Origin of the sequence: Acerihabitans sp., from assembly GCF_036398755.1 — a bacterium.
In the GTDB taxonomy this organism is placed as follows: domain Bacteria; phylum Pseudomonadota; class Gammaproteobacteria; order Enterobacterales; family Enterobacteriaceae; genus Acerihabitans.
This window is the reverse complement of the sequence record NZ_DASWOM010000106.1, coordinates 94,351-108,717: the sequence shown is the minus strand read 5'-3', so window position 1 is coordinate 108,717 and position 14,367 is coordinate 94,351. Positions and strand designations below refer to the sequence as shown.

Below are 14,367 nucleotides of genomic sequence, written 5' to 3'. Positions count from 1 at the left end.
GCGGAGTTTAAATTACCCGACCGCTTTGAACGCCTGGACGCGCTGCCGCTGACCCCGGTGGGCAAGGTGGATAAAAAACGACTGCGCCGGCTGATTGACGCCGCCAATGGCAAACCCGCCACAGGAGATGAATAAATGGCTATCCCGAAACTGGTGTCCTATGCCATGCCCAATCCGGCGGAATTGCCCGCCAATAAGGTAAACTGGCCCTTTGAACCGCGGCGCGCGGCGCTGCTTATCCACGATATGCAAGACTACTTTCTTAACTTCTGGGGCGAGGACAGCGCGCTGGTCAACCGGCTGGTGGAGAATATCGCCGCCCTGCGCCGCTACTGTAAATCGCAGGGCATCCCGGTGTTTTACACCGCCCAGCCGGCGCGGCAAAGCGATGAGGATCGCGGGCTGTTAACCGATATGTGGGGGCCGGGGTTAAACCAGCATCCGGAACAGCAGGCGGTGGTCGCCGCCCTGGCGCCCGACGCCGACGACCGCGTGCTGGTCAAATGGCGCTACAGCGCGTTCCATCGTTCCGCGCTGGCGGATATGCTGGCCGAGAGCGGCCGCGACCAGCTGCTTATCTGCGGCGTCTATGCGCATATCGGCTGTCTGATGACCGCCGCCGACGCGTTTATGCGCAATATCAAACCCCTGCTGGTGGCGGACGCCCTGGCCGATTTTAGCCGCGATGACCATCTGATGGCGCTGCGTTATGCCGCCGGCCGCTGCGGGCGCGTGCTGATGACCGCCGATTTGCTGCCGGCGCCGGTCAGCAAGGCGCAGCTGCGCGCGGCTATCCTGCCGCTGCTCGACGACGATTGCCAGGACCTATCCGATGATGACAACCTGATCGATTACGGACTGGATTCGGTGCGTATCATGACGCTGGCCACCCGCTGGCGGCAGGCGCGCGCGGGGCTGGATTTTGTCGCGCTGGCGCGCAACCCCACCCTTAACGGCTGGTGGCAATTACTGGCGCCGGAGCATAACGCATGACTATCAGCCAGGATTTCAGCGGTAAGCGCGTCTGGGTGACCGGCGCGGGGCAGGGGATCGGCTACCAGACCGCGCTGGCGTTCAGCGAGGCCGGCGCCGACGTGGTCGGACTGGACCGGCGGTTTGCCGGCGACGGCTACCCGTTTCGCACCCAACTGCTGGATATCACCGACGCCCTCCAGGTCGAACGGGTGTGCCGGACGTTGCTGGAGGAAAACCCACGGCTAGATGTCCTGGTCAACGGCGCCGGTATCCTGCGCACCGGGACTACCGATAGCCTGGACCTCCAGGACTGGCAAGACTGCATGGCGGTCAACGCCGGCGGCGCGTTTAACCTTTTCCGCCATACCCTGCCGGTATTTCGCCGCCAGCGGGCGGGCGCCATTGTCAGCATCGCCTCCAACGCCGCCCACGTGCCGCGCCTGGGCATGTCCGCCTACTGCGCCTCGAAAGCGGCGCTGAGAAGCCTGTGCCTGACCGTCGGGCTGGAAATGGCGCCGTTCGGGGTGCGCTGTAACCTGGTATCGCCCGGCTCGACCGACACCCCGATGCAGCGCGGGCTGTGGCAAAACCCGGATGCGGAGCAGCGGACCATCGCCGGTTTTCCCGAACAGTTCAAGCTTGGCATCCCGCTGGGTAAAATTGCCCGTCCGCGCGAGATTGCCGACGCGGTGCTTTTTCTGGCATCCGAGCGTGCCGGCCATATCACCATGCAGGATATCGTTATCGACGGCGGCGCAACGCTTGGCGCCTGATGGCGGCCGAGCCGGCACCAAACGCCGGGAAGCTGTAGCGACACGCCAGAGCGCATGCCTTAGGGCATATTTCGTCGCTGGCCAGCCTGGTTCAGTGCCAGCCCAGCCGGTTGCTCAATAGTAGTGCATGGCCTTTTACCGCCGCGATAAAATCCTGCCGCCGTTCGGCAAACCGGCTTGAAATGGCCGCCACATTCAGCGCGGCCACGGTTTCCCCCTTGGCGTTCAGCACCGGCGCCGCCACCCCCGAACCGCCGATATCCATTTCCTGATCCGAGACCGCAAAGCCGTCCAGGCGGGCCTTGGCGATATGCTGGCGGATAAGATCGCGCTCCACCAGGGTATGCCGGGTGTATTGCACGATGCGCTCATGGGCGAGGTAATGCTCAATTTGGCCGTCGTCCCGGGCGGCCAGCAGGGCGCGCCCCATGGCGGTGCAATAGGACGGCAGGCAACTGCCCAGCGGGGACTCGTAACGCACCGGTTGGGTGCCGCTGCAACGTTCCAGGGTTTTCAGCCGGCAGTCGTTGTTCAGCACCCCGAGCATAATGGTTTCGCCGCAGCCGTCGCGCAGGGCGCGCATCACCGGCCCGGCCAGTTCAATCAGCCTCGCCTCCGGCCCGCAAATCCAGCCCGGGCCGTTGCGGTACGCTTCGTTCAGCGTATACCGCTCGGCTTCGCCGCGCACCGCGTAACCGCGCGCCACCAGGGTTGCCAGCAGGTTATGGGTACTGCTTTTCGGGTAGCCCAATTCATCCACCACCTCTTTCAGGGCCAGCGGTTTTTCCGCCTGCGCCAGCAGTTCCAATACTTCCAGCACCCGCACCGCGCTCTTTACTTCGTTCATATATGTGAACTCTATTCTTGTTGCTGAACTCTTTTTTACTGTGTTAGAACTCAGAACTCAATATTTTCTTGATACGGAACACCCGATGAGCCAAACCGCGCCGCTGGATCAGATAGCCATCGAGCTCGTTCGCAACGCTTTCCACGCCATTTGCGATGAAATGGCCGAGTCGCTGGTGCGCTCCAGCCATTCGCCAAACATCAAGGAGCGGCGCGACTGCTCCTGCAGCGTCTATGACGTGGTCGGCGATATTGCGGTGCAGGCGGAACATATTCCCATCCATCTCGGCGTGATGGCGGGGGCGCTGCGCCATATCCTGGCCGCCTTCCCGACGGCGGAAATGGCACCGGGCGACGTGTTCCTGGTCAACGACCCGTATTACGGCGCCAACCACCTGCCGGATTTTATCGTCGCCGGGCCGCTGTTCGCCGAAGGGCGGATGGTCGGTTTCGGCGCCAGCATGGCGCACCATACCGATGTGGGCGGCCTGACGCCGCGCAGCATGCCCGCCACCGCCACCGAGATCTTCCACGAGGGCCTGCGCATCCCGCCGGTGAAACTGGCCGCGGCCGGCATCGTGGACAATAATATCCTGACCATTATCGCCGCCAATTCCCGTCTGCCGGACGAGCGCATGGCGGATCTTGGCGCGCAAATCGCCACCATCCGCGTCGCCCAAAGTCGTATTGACGAACTGGCGCGCCGCTACACCACCGATCAGCTGCGTTATGCCCTGGCCGAGATTATCCGCCTGTCCGAGGCGGCGACCCGCGCCTGCGTCGCCGCGCTGCCCGACCAGGTTTGGCACGGCGAGGCGGCGGCGGATTTCGGCGGCGAGATGATCCCGCTGCGGGTGGCGATATCCCATCAGGGCGATCGGCTGAAAATTGATTTCTCCGGCAGCGGCCCGCAGACCAACAGCCCGTTCAATTCCTGCCTGGCCAATACGCTGGCCTGCGTCTACATGGCCATCCGCATCACGCTGGCGCGGGGTATCCCCGCCAATGCCGGCATGTACCGCGCCCTTGACATCAACATCCCCGAGGGATCGATTCTGAATCCCGTATTTCCGGCGGCGATTTCCGCCGCCACCCAGGTGTCCTATCACACGTTCGAGGCGCTAATGGACGCGCTGTCCGCCTTTTCACCGCAACAGGTGCTGGCCGGCACCGGCGGCGGCGGCGTGTTTTCCTTCGGCGGCGTGAATCCGCTGACCGGCCGGCTTTTTGCCTATGGCGAAGCGCTGGGCGGTGGCTCGGGCGCCAGCAACGTGGCCGACGGGGAAAGCGGCATGATCCCGCCGGTGGCCAATTTGCACGATACCCCGGTGGAAGTGCTGGAAATGAGCCTGCCGGTACGTATTTTACGTTATGAGCTGGTGGAGGGGTCCGGGGGCGCCGGACGCCAGCGCGGCGGCTTTGGCCTGCGCCGGGAATTCCAGGTGCTGACGCCGGTGCGCTGTTCTTTCCAGGTCAGCATGCCCACCCACGGGCCGGGCGGCCTGCTGGGAGGCGGCGCCGGCGCGCCGACGCGTATTACCGTTATCGCGCCGGGCGCCATGCCGTTGTCCATTACGCGTTTTAGCGAGCTGTCCGCCGTGGCGGATACGGTGATACGGGTCGAAACGGCGGGCGGCGGCGGCTACGGCCCGCCGTGCGAACGCGACGCGCCGGCGCTCGCCCAGGACCGGCTGTACGGTTACGGGAATAGTCAAACCAAGGAGATACCGGCATGAGCGGATTATTAGCCGCCGTTGACGTCGGCGGCACGTTTATCGACGTGGTGGTGACCAATCCCGCCACCGGCGAAACCCGCATCGCCAAAGTCCTGCACCGCAAAGGCGATCAGGGCAACGACATTCTGGCGGCGCTGGGCGGGCTGGCGCGGCAGATGAACGCTGGCGCCGCCGATATCGACGCGGCGGTGGTGGGCACTACGGTTGTGACCAACGCCCTGCTGGAAGGCGCGCTGGCCAAGACCGCCCTGCTGACCACGGCGGGCTTTCGCGACGTGCTGGAAATCGCCCGCATGACCCGGCCGTCGTCCTATGATTTGCACGCCCGGCGCGCGCCGGTGGTGGCGCCCCGGCATTTGCGCCTGGAGGTGCCGGAGCGCCGCGATCACCACGGAGAGGTGCTGTTGCCCCTGGATGAGGCCGCGCTGGACCGCTGTATCGAACAATTGCGTGAGGAAAAGGTGGAGGCGGTGGCGGTCAGCCTGCTGTTTTCCTTCGTCAACCCCGAACATGAGCGGCGCATCCGGGAAAAGCTGGCGGTGCTGGGGGTGCCGGTCTCGTTATCCTCGGACGTATTGCCGGTATTTCGCGAATACGAACGTACCACCGCCACGGTGCTGAACGCCGCCACCATGCCGGTAATGGCGCAGTTTTTGTCCGGCCTGCAAACCCTGAAAGACCAGGGACCGGCCAAGGCCTTTATCATGGGATCGGCCGGCGGCTGCCTGACGTTTGCCGAGGCCCGCCGTTTCCCGATTAAATGCGCCATGTCCGGGCCCGCCGGCGGGGCGGTGGGAGCGCTGGATCTCTGCGCCCGTCACGGGCTGGGGGAAGCGCTGACGCTGGATATCGGCGGCACCAGTTCGGATATCGCCCTGCTGCGCAACGGCGCCATCCCGGTGACCGACGAGCGCGCCATCGGCGGCTACCCGGTGGCGGTGGCCTCGGCGGAAATTGAAACCATCGGCGCCGGCGGCGGATCGATTGCGTATCTGGATCGCGCCGGATCGCTCAAGGTCGGCCCGCGCAGCGCCGGCTCGACGCCGGGACCGGCAAGCTACGGTCGTGGCGGCGAACTGCCCACCGTCACCGACGCGCACGTGGCGCTCAATCGCCTGGGCGTCGACAGTATGCTCGGCGGCGAGTTCCCCCTCGACCGGGAGGCGGCCGTCGCCGCCATCGAGCGGCATATCGCCGCGCCCCTGGGCGTCAGCTGGCAGCGGGCGGCGCACGGCATATTGCAAATCACCACCGCCAATATCGTGCGCGCCATCCGCGCCATGTCCGTTGAGCGCGGCCACGATCCGCGCGGCATGACGCTTATCGCTTTTGGCGGCGCCGGCCCGCTGCACGCCGTCGAGGTGGCGCGTTCGCTTGCCATCCCGCGTGTGCTGATCCCGTATTTTTCCGGCGTGTTTTCGGCCCACGGTATTTTATCGGTGGATATCGCCTATGATGCCCAGCGCACCTGGCTGCGCGAGCTGTCCGTCATTAACGCCCGCGAGCTGGCGGAACTGGCCCGGGATATGACCGGTGCGCTGCTGGCCCGCGCCGCTGAAGACGGTTTTAGCGCCGATGACCTGGTCATCGCCTGGTCCGCCGATCTGCGCTATCGCGGCCAGTCCCATGCGCTGACCGTGGCGCTGCCGTCGCCGGACGCGGCGGGCCTGGCCGCCAGCCGATCGACGTTTTTGGCCGAGCATATGCTGCGCTACGGCCATGCCTCCGCCACCGCGGCGGTGGAACTGCTTAATCTTCGCCTGAAAATCAGCCGGCCGCGCACCGGCGCCGGCGAGGTCGGCGCGGCGTCCGCAAACGCCGGCGCGCCGGCCGGACAGCGCGACATCTGGCTTGATGATGCCGAATGCGTCGTCTGCCCGGTCTATCAGCGCGCGGCGCTGCCGGATCGCTGGCGCGCCACCGGTCCTCTGGTGATTGAACAATTTGACGCCGTGACCGTGCTCGGCCACGGCGATGTCGCCGAGGTTCTGCCCGGCACGCGCGCCTTATCGATTCGCATCCACCCCCACACCGTCTGAAACCATTTACCCGAAGGAGTACCGTATGAGATTTTCTGCTAAGCACGGCGCGGCGCTGATTGTACTGGCCGCCACCCTGACCGTCGCCGCCCTGTCGGCCGAGGCGCAGGCTCTGACCCAGCTGCGCGTTGGCGCCGATCCCAGCTATCGGCCGATTTCCTTCGTCGACCCGTCGGGCAAACTTATCGGTTTCGACGCTGATTTCGCCGCCGCCCTGGGTCAGCATATGGGGGTGCCGGTGGCCTATGAGGGCATGGCATGGGACGGTATTATCCCGGCGCTCCAGGGCGGGAAAATAGACGCCATCACCAATCTGGTGATAAGCGACGAGCGCAGGAAGGTGGTGGCGTTTTCCCAACCGATCATGACGCAAACGATTGTCGCTGTGGTGCGCTCTGATAGCAAACATCCGCAGGCGACCGCCGCCGATCTGCCCGGCCTTAGGGTCGGGGTCATGGTCAACACCGCCGCCGCCACCGCGCTGCAGGGCATGAAAGGGGTCACGCCCACCACCTATAACACCGTGGTGGACGCCTATAATGACCTGATGCTCGGCCGCATCGACGTGGTGGCGGTGGAAAGCGTCAACGGCACCTATATCGCCGCTAGCCAGTACGCCGGCAAGCTTAAGGTGGTGGCGAAGCCGTTAACCGACGAGGTGAAGCTTAATGGCGTGGCGCTGCGCAAGCAGGATACCGAGGGGCTGGCGCAGGTTAACGCGGCCATTGATAAAATGAAGTCGGACGGTACCCTGGCGGCCATTGCCACCAAGTGGTTCGGCAATACCGTGAATGTGCCACAATAATGGCATTGCCAACGTTAACCAAGAGGTCAACAGATGCCGGACGTGACGCAAACGCCGTCGGTGGATCGAGAGCCGCCGATCCTGCGCATTAGCCAGCTCTGCAAGTCGTTTAACGGCGTGCCTGTCCTGACCGATGTCAATCTTGATATCGCGCGTGGTGAAACCGTGGCGGTGATTGGCCCCAGCGGCGCCGGCAAGACCACCCTGCTGCGCTGCGTGAATTTCTTGAATACCTACGACAGCGGCGGCGTATTCATTCGCGGCGAGCAAATCGGCTACCGGCAGCGGGGCAACCGGCGAGTGGAGGACAGCGACGTCAATATCAGCCGGATGCGCCGTAAAACCGGCATGGTGTTCCAGCGGTTTGCGCTGTTCCCGCACCTGAGCGTGCTGGAAAACCTGATCGAGGGACCAACGCGGGTGCTGGGACAATCCCATCGCGAGGCGGTGGCGCGGGCGACCGCGACGCTTGCGTCGGTGGGACTGGCGGATAAGGCCCACGCCTATCCGGCACGGCTTTCCGGCGGCCAGCAGCAGCGGGTCGGTATTGCGCGCGCCCTGTGCATGGAACCGGACGTGCTGCTGTTTGACGAGGTGACCTCGGCGCTGGACCCGGAGCTGGTGGGCGAAGTGCTGGCGGTGATGCGCCACCTTAGCGAAGAGGGGCGCACCATGCTGATGGTGACCCATGAGCTGCGCTTTGCCCGCGACGTGGCCGATCGCATCGTGTTTATGGAACGGGGGCGCGTGGTGGCCGACCTGCCGGCCCGGCAATTTTTTGAACGGCCGCCCAACGAGCGCATCCGGGCTTTCCTGACGGCCAGCGAAGCCAAATAAGCGCGGCGTCCCCTGGCGAGCGGGTGATTAAACCCGTTACGGGATAGTGCCGGCAATGGCTAAGCCAGGCGCGGCATGGCGCCGGGCAATCAAACCCGATACGGGATGGCGGCGGCAGTGGTAAGCCAGATATGGCATGACGCAGGCAATGTTTAATCTCAATACAGGATGGCGCGAACGATGATGGAATTCGTGGCGGCCTATTCGCCGCTTTATTTGCAGGGCGTGCTGGTCGGTCTTTCTTTAACCGTCTTCGCCATGGCGGGCGCCCTGGTCATCGGTTTGCTGGTGGCGCTCGGGCGTTTATCCAGGCGGATGCCGGTGCGGCTGTTTTGCCTGGCGTATGTCACTGTTTTTCGCGGCGTGCCGCCGCTGGTATTGTTGTATCTGGTGTATTTCGGCTTGCCGGCCTGGGCCAGCCAGGCCGGCAGTCCGCTGCTGATAAGCCTGCTCAGCCCGCTGGATAACCGGCTGCTGGCGGCGACCCTGGCGTTTGCGGTTAACGCCGGCGCCTATACCGCCGAAAGCATTCGCGCCAGCATTATCTCGATCCATAGCGAGCAAATGGAAGCCGCCCGCTCCATCGGCATGACCTATCCGCAGGCCATGCGGCGCATTATCCTGCCGCAGGCGCTGCGGGTGGCGTTTCCGCCGTTATGCAATGAGTTTATCATCGTGCTGAAGGGCACGTCGCTGGCGTCGGTTATTGGCGTCACCGAACTGATGCGTAATGCCCAGATGATCGCCTCGGCCACCTTTCTTAATCTCCAGGCTTATCTGCTGGCCGCCGCGTTTTACGTGGTCTTGGTGATCTTGCTGCAAGTGCTGGCCAGCGCCGTCGAGCGCCGCCTCAGCCTGCCGAAAGGCTGAAGCGCTACGCTTTACTCTCCTTGCCCATCATGCCCGCTTCAAGCTTGGGTTTTTTTCCAGTGTTCGCGGGCATGGTGGGCAAGTTCGTAAAGACGCCGTAAATACATCCCTGTAGGCTCGGGCGCGCCCTCCCTGGCGCGCTACGCTTTACTCTTCTTGCCCATCATGCCCGCTTCAAGCTTGGGTATTCGCCTGGGGAGGGCCAGCGCCGGCCATACCGCCATCCAGGTTGCCGCGATGGCGTGGAGATCGTCACGGCCGGCCCCTTCGCGGGCCTGTACCGACATGCCGTGCAGCGCGCAGACCAGGTTCTTGGCCAGGCCGGCCGCGTCAATCTCCCCAGCCAGTTCCCCCGTCGCCTGCCGTTGCCGGAAGAACGCCAGCAGCATATCCTCCTGGCGGTGATGGCGGGCGCGCAGCATCAGCGCCACGTCGTTTGATGCGGTGGACAGCGCCGCCGAGGTGCAGATTAAAAAGCAGCCCGAGGGAAGCGCCTCATCGGTAAACATCGCCGCGGCGTCGCGCAGGTAATCCCATAGCACGTCCGATAGCGGGCGGGTTTCGTCGGCCAATAACGCTTTGCTCCGCTCTGCGAACAGCGCGATATAATGCTCGGCGGCGGCGCGAAACAGCCCTTCCTTATTACCGAATTCGCTGTAGAGCGTCGGCGCCTTGGCGCCGGTCGCCGCCACCAGGTCGGACATGGAGGTGGCTTCATAGCCATGGCGCCAGAACAGCACCAGCGCTTTATCCAGCGCGTGTTCCCGGTCGAACTGTTTAGGCCGTCCCGGTCCTTTGATGGTTTTGACACACGCAGTCAGATGTGTGTCCATAAAATCCTCTCTTAATGATGTTGACGTGTTACTATATAATTAATGATCATTAAGAAAATTACAAGCTCCTTATGGTAAAGCAGGGGATTAGGCATCGGAAAGCGGGCGGTAAAGGGGCGTGAAACGAAAAATTTCCCGCTTTAATTCACGGTAATTCAGCCGGTTAGGTATTAAGTTAACGATTGATAATAAAAAGTGGTTGCATGCCGCGCCGTCGGGGGATAGTATTTAGTTATCGAACGTTAAGAAATTAACGTCGCAAACAAAATATTAACTGACTTGAGAGCACAAATTATGAAAAACGTAAAATATGCCGTTGCCGCCATCGCCCTGAGCGTCGTTTCTTTTGGTAGTTTCGCCGCCGATCTGGTGAATTCAGCGCCGGCTAACCAACAGCAGGTAGGGGTGATTTCCGCCACCGGCGGCAGCAACCTGTCTTCGCTTGAAAGCCAGCTGGCCGATAAAGCCGCGCAGTCCGGCGCCAAGTCGTTCCAGATTACCTCGACCTCAGGCCAGAACAACCTGCACGGCACCGCTGTAATTTATGAATAATATAATAAGGACGGAAGCGCCGTTTAACCGGGCTTCCGTCCTTTTATAAGTTCGACACCGCAACGGCGTGATATCTAATTTGAAGTCGCAACGGCGTTATAGCTTATAACTATTGCCAAGCCGCAACGGCGTTATAACTGTGGGGAAGTCGCCACGGTGTTTTAAGTATTGCGAAGCCGCGAATGCATTATGCCTGAGTTAGCTGCTATTGATTCCCGCCGGTCACATCCTCATCCATCCGCGAGTTCGCTTACGCGCCGCCTGTCAATACAGTTATTCGAATGAACCCAGATAATCGCTTTTACCGATAGCCAGGCCCTGGTTACGCAAAATATCGTAGGCGGTGGTGATATGGAAAAACAGATTCGGCAGCGCCAGGCGGAATAAATAATCATAGCCGGTAAAGGTTTTGGCGGTACCGCGCATATTCATTACGATAGGCTTTGCGCCGCTCTGGGCAAACTGCTCGGCGGACAGGCCGTCAAGGTAGGCGATGGTCTTGGCGATACGCGCCTGCAACTGCGCAAACGTCGTTTCGGTATCGGGGAAACTGGGTATGTCGCCGCCCGATAAACGCGCCGCGCAGGATTTTGCCGCGTCGCTGGCCGACTGTACCTGCCGCGCCAGGCTAAACATATCGGGTGCCAGACGGGCGTTGACCAGTTGGGATTCTTCAATACCTTGTTCGGCGGCGAAAGCCACCGCTTTATGCAGCAGCGCGGACAGATTGTTCAGCGCCCGGATAAATACCGGGATTGAGGCCTGGTAATAGGTCAGGTCATGTGGTGTAGGAGTCGCCATTGTTAGTCTTCTCATCGTTATCGGACATCAGGATTGACAGCGGGCCGTTTATTCCGCCCGCCATCAACTTAGGGCGCGGCATCCGGCCCGTCAATGTTTTTTTAACGATCGCTATGGAATGTTGCACCCATCGGCATCGGCATGGCGCGGTGGATCACTTATCCCGGGCCAGGCAGGCCAGGCGCCGGTCGTCAACCCGCTTGGCAAACCAGGCGGTGGTCAGTTTACGGGTGATTTTCGGGCTTTCCAGCGTAATGCCCGGCAGCAGGGCGCGCGCCATCGGCCGGCCATGGGTTTTGTCCGCCAGGGCAAATACCCGCTGGTAAAGATCCGTCTCTTCAAAATCCAAGCGTTCGCCCTTTTCCAGCGCCCGCCGGATGGCCGCGTCGCTCATATCCAGTCGTTTGCCCATCGCCCGCACCGCCAGTTCCGTGGCGCCCGCCGTATCCGAACCATAGTTGACCAGATCGCCGTCAAGCGCCAGTTTCCCGCCCCAAACAAGGTTGACCGCATTCTGGAAGGCGGCGTTGCGGCTGGCGTACCAGCCGGCGTTGAAATCGGCAAAGCGGAATATCTGCCGGGGATAATGGGTAGGGTAGCCCAGTAAATGCACGATGCCGAAATACATGCCGCCGCGCCGGGTGAAGACTTCATGGCGGATAGACCCCTCGATCGGGTAGGGATAACCGTCGGCGTGTTCGGCGGCGAAGGCGATGCTGACCTGCATCGGCCCGCCGGTATGCACCGGATTGAGGCTGCCGAACAGCTTTTGCCCCATCGGCGCCATGCCGATAAAGTCCTCGAAAATGGCGCTGAGCTCTTTTTCGCTGCGCACCTCGTCCAGGCGTTGGCTATAGCTCTTGCCGTTGGGTGAATTGATATGCAGGGCGGCATGGACCACGATGGCCGGAATATGCGCCTGCGCGGCGCGGCGGTCAATTTCGTCCCAGGCTATTTTGCCAAGACCCGGCACCGGCGCGTCGGCCTGAAGGCCCGATTCCTGCTGGGCGACCGCCAGCACCGAGCAGATGTTTTCGCTATTGGGGTCGATACCGCGGGCGGCGAACGCCGTATAGATATCCTTGGCCCAGCCCGCGCGATCGGCGGTATTGGCCGGCAACAAGGTGATGATATGCGCCTGGACGTCCGCCGGCTGCTGTCTGGCGGGTTGGCGCTGCTGGCTGCCGCAGCCGGCCAGCGCCAGCAGCAGGGCCAACGCCGCCCAAGGGCGGCAGCGCCGTAACAACGCCGCCGGACCGTTATCCGGAGCGATGGCCGGCTCGCCGGCGCGGGCGGGGAACGGCGGGGATAAGATGGCGCGATGAAACAGCATTATTCTCCGGTTATACCTGGCGAGGAGGACCGGACGGCTCGGCGGGATAGGGTACGGGACATCACATAGTGCAGCAGCCCCGCCGCCAGCAGCGCCGGCAGGGTGGCGCCCGCCTGCGGCAGCCATTGAACCATGGCCTGGTAAACCGCGATGCCGCAGGCCCAGGCCAGGAAGGCGCGCCAAGACAAGGCGGCGCCGGGGGCCAGATTACGGCGGCGGCGCAGCAGGAAGTGCTCCACCAGCACCACGCCGAACAGGGGCGCGAACACCGACCCGATCAGCAGCAGGAAGTTTTCATATTGCGACAGCGGCACCCGCCAGGCTATCAGCGTGCAGGCCAGGCCGATGACCAGGGTTAACGGTTTCACCCGCAGCGGCACCAGCAGCGCCGACGACAGCGCCGCCGAATGGATATCGGCAAAGGCGTTTTCATTTTCATCAATGAGGATCAGCAAGAGCGGAATGCCCATGGCCGCCCCCGATAACGCCACCAGCAGCGCGCTGGTATCGTTGCCGCTGACAAAGGCCAGGGCGTAAGCTCCGCCCAGGGCCATGATCCACAGGCTGCCGCACAGATAACCGGCCAGGGTGCCGAAAAAGGTTTGCCGGGCGCTTTTGCCGAAACGGGTATAATCCCCCACCAGCGGCAGCCAGGATAAGGCCATGGAAATCACGATATCGCAGCCGGCGGCAAACGGCAGCGTGCCGTCGCCGGCGCCGGCGGCCAGCGCGCCCATATCCGCCCGCCGCCATAACGACCAGCTCAGCCAGCCGCAGGCGATAATCAGCAGCCAGATGCCGAAGCGGCGCAGCACCACCCGGATAAAGGCCAGCGGGCCCGACAGCGCCAGCGCCGTGGCGCACAGGCCGAACAGCCAGGTCCAAAGCGTCGGATTCGCCCAGGGACTGGCGGCGCCGAGGGCGCGCGCCGCCAGCAGGCTGGCCGCGTCGCGCATCATCACGATTTCAAACGCGCCCCAGCCGATCAGCTGTAAAAAATTGAGCAGCGAGGGAACCGACGCGCCGGTTTTGCCCAGGCTAAAGGCCATGCCGGCCATGGACGAGCGTCCGGTGTCATAGCCGATAACCCCGGAGAGCGCCAGCAGCAGGCAGCCGGCCAGCGATCCGATGGCGATGGCGGACAGGGCGCCCAGCATGCCCAGGCCCGGGGAAAGCAGGGCGCCGGCCTGCAGCACCGCCAGCCCGAGGCCTAAAGAGAACCATAAGGAAAAAAGATCGCGCCAGCCGAGCATGCGCCCGCCGGGGGCGACCAAGCGGTCCGGGGCATAAGTATCAATGTTATTCATAGGGTTATCCGAACGCACAAGCATAAGCGAGCATAGCATAACCCGGCCATGCGGACCTCGGCTAATCCCGCCGCCGGCGTTAATCGGCGCGCGACGGGAATCAAGCCGGCTTGCCGTGCAACGCGAGCTGCATCAGCCACAGCCGGGTGTCGAATTCCAGCTGGTGATAGCGCGGCTCCATATGGCAGCACAGCTGATAGAACGCTTTGTCATGTTCTTTTTCTTTCAGGTGCGCCAGCTCGTGCACCACTATCATGCGCAGGAAATCCGCCGGGGCGGTTTTAAACACCGTGGCGATGCGGATTTCCGCCTTGGCCTTCAGCCTGCCGCCCTGCACGCGTGATACCGCGGTATGCAAACCCAGGGCATTTTTCAGCACATGGATTTTACTGTCCCAGGCCACTTTATTGACCGGGGCCGCGTTGCGCAGATAATGGTTCTTCAGATCCAGCGTATAGGCATACAGCGCCTTATCGCTGGTGACCTCATGCGCGGCGGGATAGCGCCGCGCCAGCACCTCGCCCAGCCGCTGCTCTTCGATAAGCGTGCGCACCTGGGCGAGCAGATGCTCCGGGTAACCCTGCAAATAGATAAGTGGTGTCATAAGTTCCTTTTGCGCCAATAACGGCCGACACCGCCAAGGGTAACGGATCCCGGGTT

At 62.8% G+C, this 14,367-nt stretch carries 14 protein-coding genes; 8 read left to right on the top strand and 6 right to left on the bottom strand.

All coding sequences use genetic code 11. From position 1 onward, the window contains the following. The first annotated feature begins 135 nt into the window (after positions 1 to 135). Positions 136 to 993 carry an isochorismatase family protein gene (locus VGC33_RS17715; protein ID WP_331122088.1) on the top strand — a complete coding sequence of 286 codons (858 nt, stop codon included), beginning with the start codon at positions 136 to 138 and terminating at the stop codon, positions 991 to 993. Further along, complete coding sequence (gene dhbA / locus VGC33_RS17710; RefSeq protein ID WP_331122087.1) at positions 990 to 1,748, top strand: 2,3-dihydro-2,3-dihydroxybenzoate dehydrogenase; 759 nt, start codon at positions 990 to 992, stop codon at positions 1,746 to 1,748. Before VGC33_RS17715 ends, dhbA begins: the two co-directional genes overlap by 4 nt. Before the next feature lie 91 nt (positions 1,749 to 1,839). On the opposite strand, the gene VGC33_RS17705 is transcribed toward dhbA, so the two are convergent. Continuing rightward, on the bottom strand, positions 1,840 to 2,595 hold the full coding sequence (locus VGC33_RS17705; protein ID WP_331122086.1) for an IclR family transcriptional regulator: 756 nt from the start codon (positions 2,593 to 2,595) through the stop codon (positions 1,840 to 1,842). An 85-nt stretch (positions 2,596 to 2,680) separates the two neighbouring features. Here VGC33_RS17705 and VGC33_RS17700 point away from each other — a divergent pair, with 85 nt between their 5' ends. From VGC33_RS17700 to VGC33_RS17680, 5 genes are all read left to right on the top strand, one after another. Beyond that, on the top strand, positions 2,681 to 4,330 hold the full coding sequence (locus VGC33_RS17700) for a hydantoinase B/oxoprolinase family protein (RefSeq protein WP_331122085.1): 1,650 nt from the start codon (positions 2,681 to 2,683) through the stop codon (positions 4,328 to 4,330). Continuing rightward, positions 4,327 to 6,369 (top strand): hydantoinase/oxoprolinase family protein, encoded by a 2,043-nt coding sequence (locus VGC33_RS17695; RefSeq protein ID WP_331122084.1) that lies wholly within the window; start codon positions 4,327 to 4,329, stop codon positions 6,367 to 6,369. Before VGC33_RS17700 ends, VGC33_RS17695 begins: the two co-directional genes overlap by 4 nt. 25 nt (positions 6,370 to 6,394) lie before the next feature. Beyond that, entirely contained in the window at positions 6,395 to 7,174 is a 780-nt protein-coding gene (locus VGC33_RS17690) for a substrate-binding periplasmic protein (RefSeq protein ID WP_331122083.1), read from the top strand. Positions 7,175 to 7,207: 33 nt separating this feature from the next. Further along, positions 7,208 to 8,011 carry an amino acid ABC transporter ATP-binding protein gene (locus tag VGC33_RS17685; protein WP_331122082.1) on the top strand — a complete coding sequence of 268 codons (804 nt, stop codon included), beginning with the start codon at positions 7,208 to 7,210 and terminating at the stop codon, positions 8,009 to 8,011. A 180-nt stretch (positions 8,012 to 8,191) separates the two neighbouring features. Further along, positions 8,192 to 8,881: an amino acid ABC transporter permease gene (locus VGC33_RS17680; RefSeq protein WP_331122081.1), complete on the top strand. Its 690-nt coding sequence runs from the start codon at positions 8,192 to 8,194 to the stop codon at positions 8,879 to 8,881. A gap of 140 nt (positions 8,882 to 9,021) precedes the next feature. Here VGC33_RS17680 and VGC33_RS17675 read toward each other — a convergent pair whose 3' ends face one another. Next, entirely contained in the window at positions 9,022 to 9,714 is a 693-nt protein-coding gene (locus VGC33_RS17675) for a TetR/AcrR family transcriptional regulator (RefSeq protein ID WP_331122080.1), read from the bottom strand. 294 nt (positions 9,715 to 10,008) lie between these two features. Here VGC33_RS17675 and bhsA point away from each other — a divergent pair, with 294 nt between their 5' ends. Beyond that, a complete protein-coding gene (gene bhsA, locus VGC33_RS17670) occupies positions 10,009 to 10,266 on the top strand; it encodes a multiple stress resistance protein BhsA (protein WP_331122079.1) in 258 nt (85 codons plus the stop codon). A 273-nt stretch (positions 10,267 to 10,539) separates the two neighbouring features. Here bhsA and VGC33_RS17665 read toward each other — a convergent pair whose 3' ends face one another. From VGC33_RS17665 to VGC33_RS17650, 4 genes are all read right to left on the bottom strand, one after another. Next, positions 10,540 to 11,067 carry a DUF1993 domain-containing protein gene (locus VGC33_RS17665; RefSeq protein ID WP_331122078.1) on the bottom strand — a complete coding sequence of 176 codons (528 nt, stop codon included), beginning with the start codon at positions 11,065 to 11,067 and terminating at the stop codon, positions 10,540 to 10,542. A gap of 154 nt (positions 11,068 to 11,221) precedes the next feature. Further along, positions 11,222 to 12,400, bottom strand: coding sequence for a DUF1615 domain-containing protein (locus VGC33_RS17660; RefSeq protein ID WP_331122077.1), 1,179 nt, complete (start codon positions 12,398 to 12,400; stop codon positions 11,222 to 11,224). Further along, positions 12,400 to 13,707, bottom strand: a complete 1,308-nt coding sequence (gene cytX, locus VGC33_RS17655; protein ID WP_331122076.1) for a putative hydroxymethylpyrimidine transporter CytX — start codon at positions 13,705 to 13,707, stop codon at positions 12,400 to 12,402. Before cytX ends, VGC33_RS17660 begins: the two co-directional genes overlap by 1 nt. A gap of 100 nt (positions 13,708 to 13,807) precedes the next feature. Then, on the bottom strand, positions 13,808 to 14,311 hold the full coding sequence (locus VGC33_RS17650) for a YgjP-like metallopeptidase domain-containing protein (protein WP_331122075.1): 504 nt from the start codon (positions 14,309 to 14,311) through the stop codon (positions 13,808 to 13,810). Between the last annotated feature and the right edge of the window lie 56 nt (positions 14,312 to 14,367).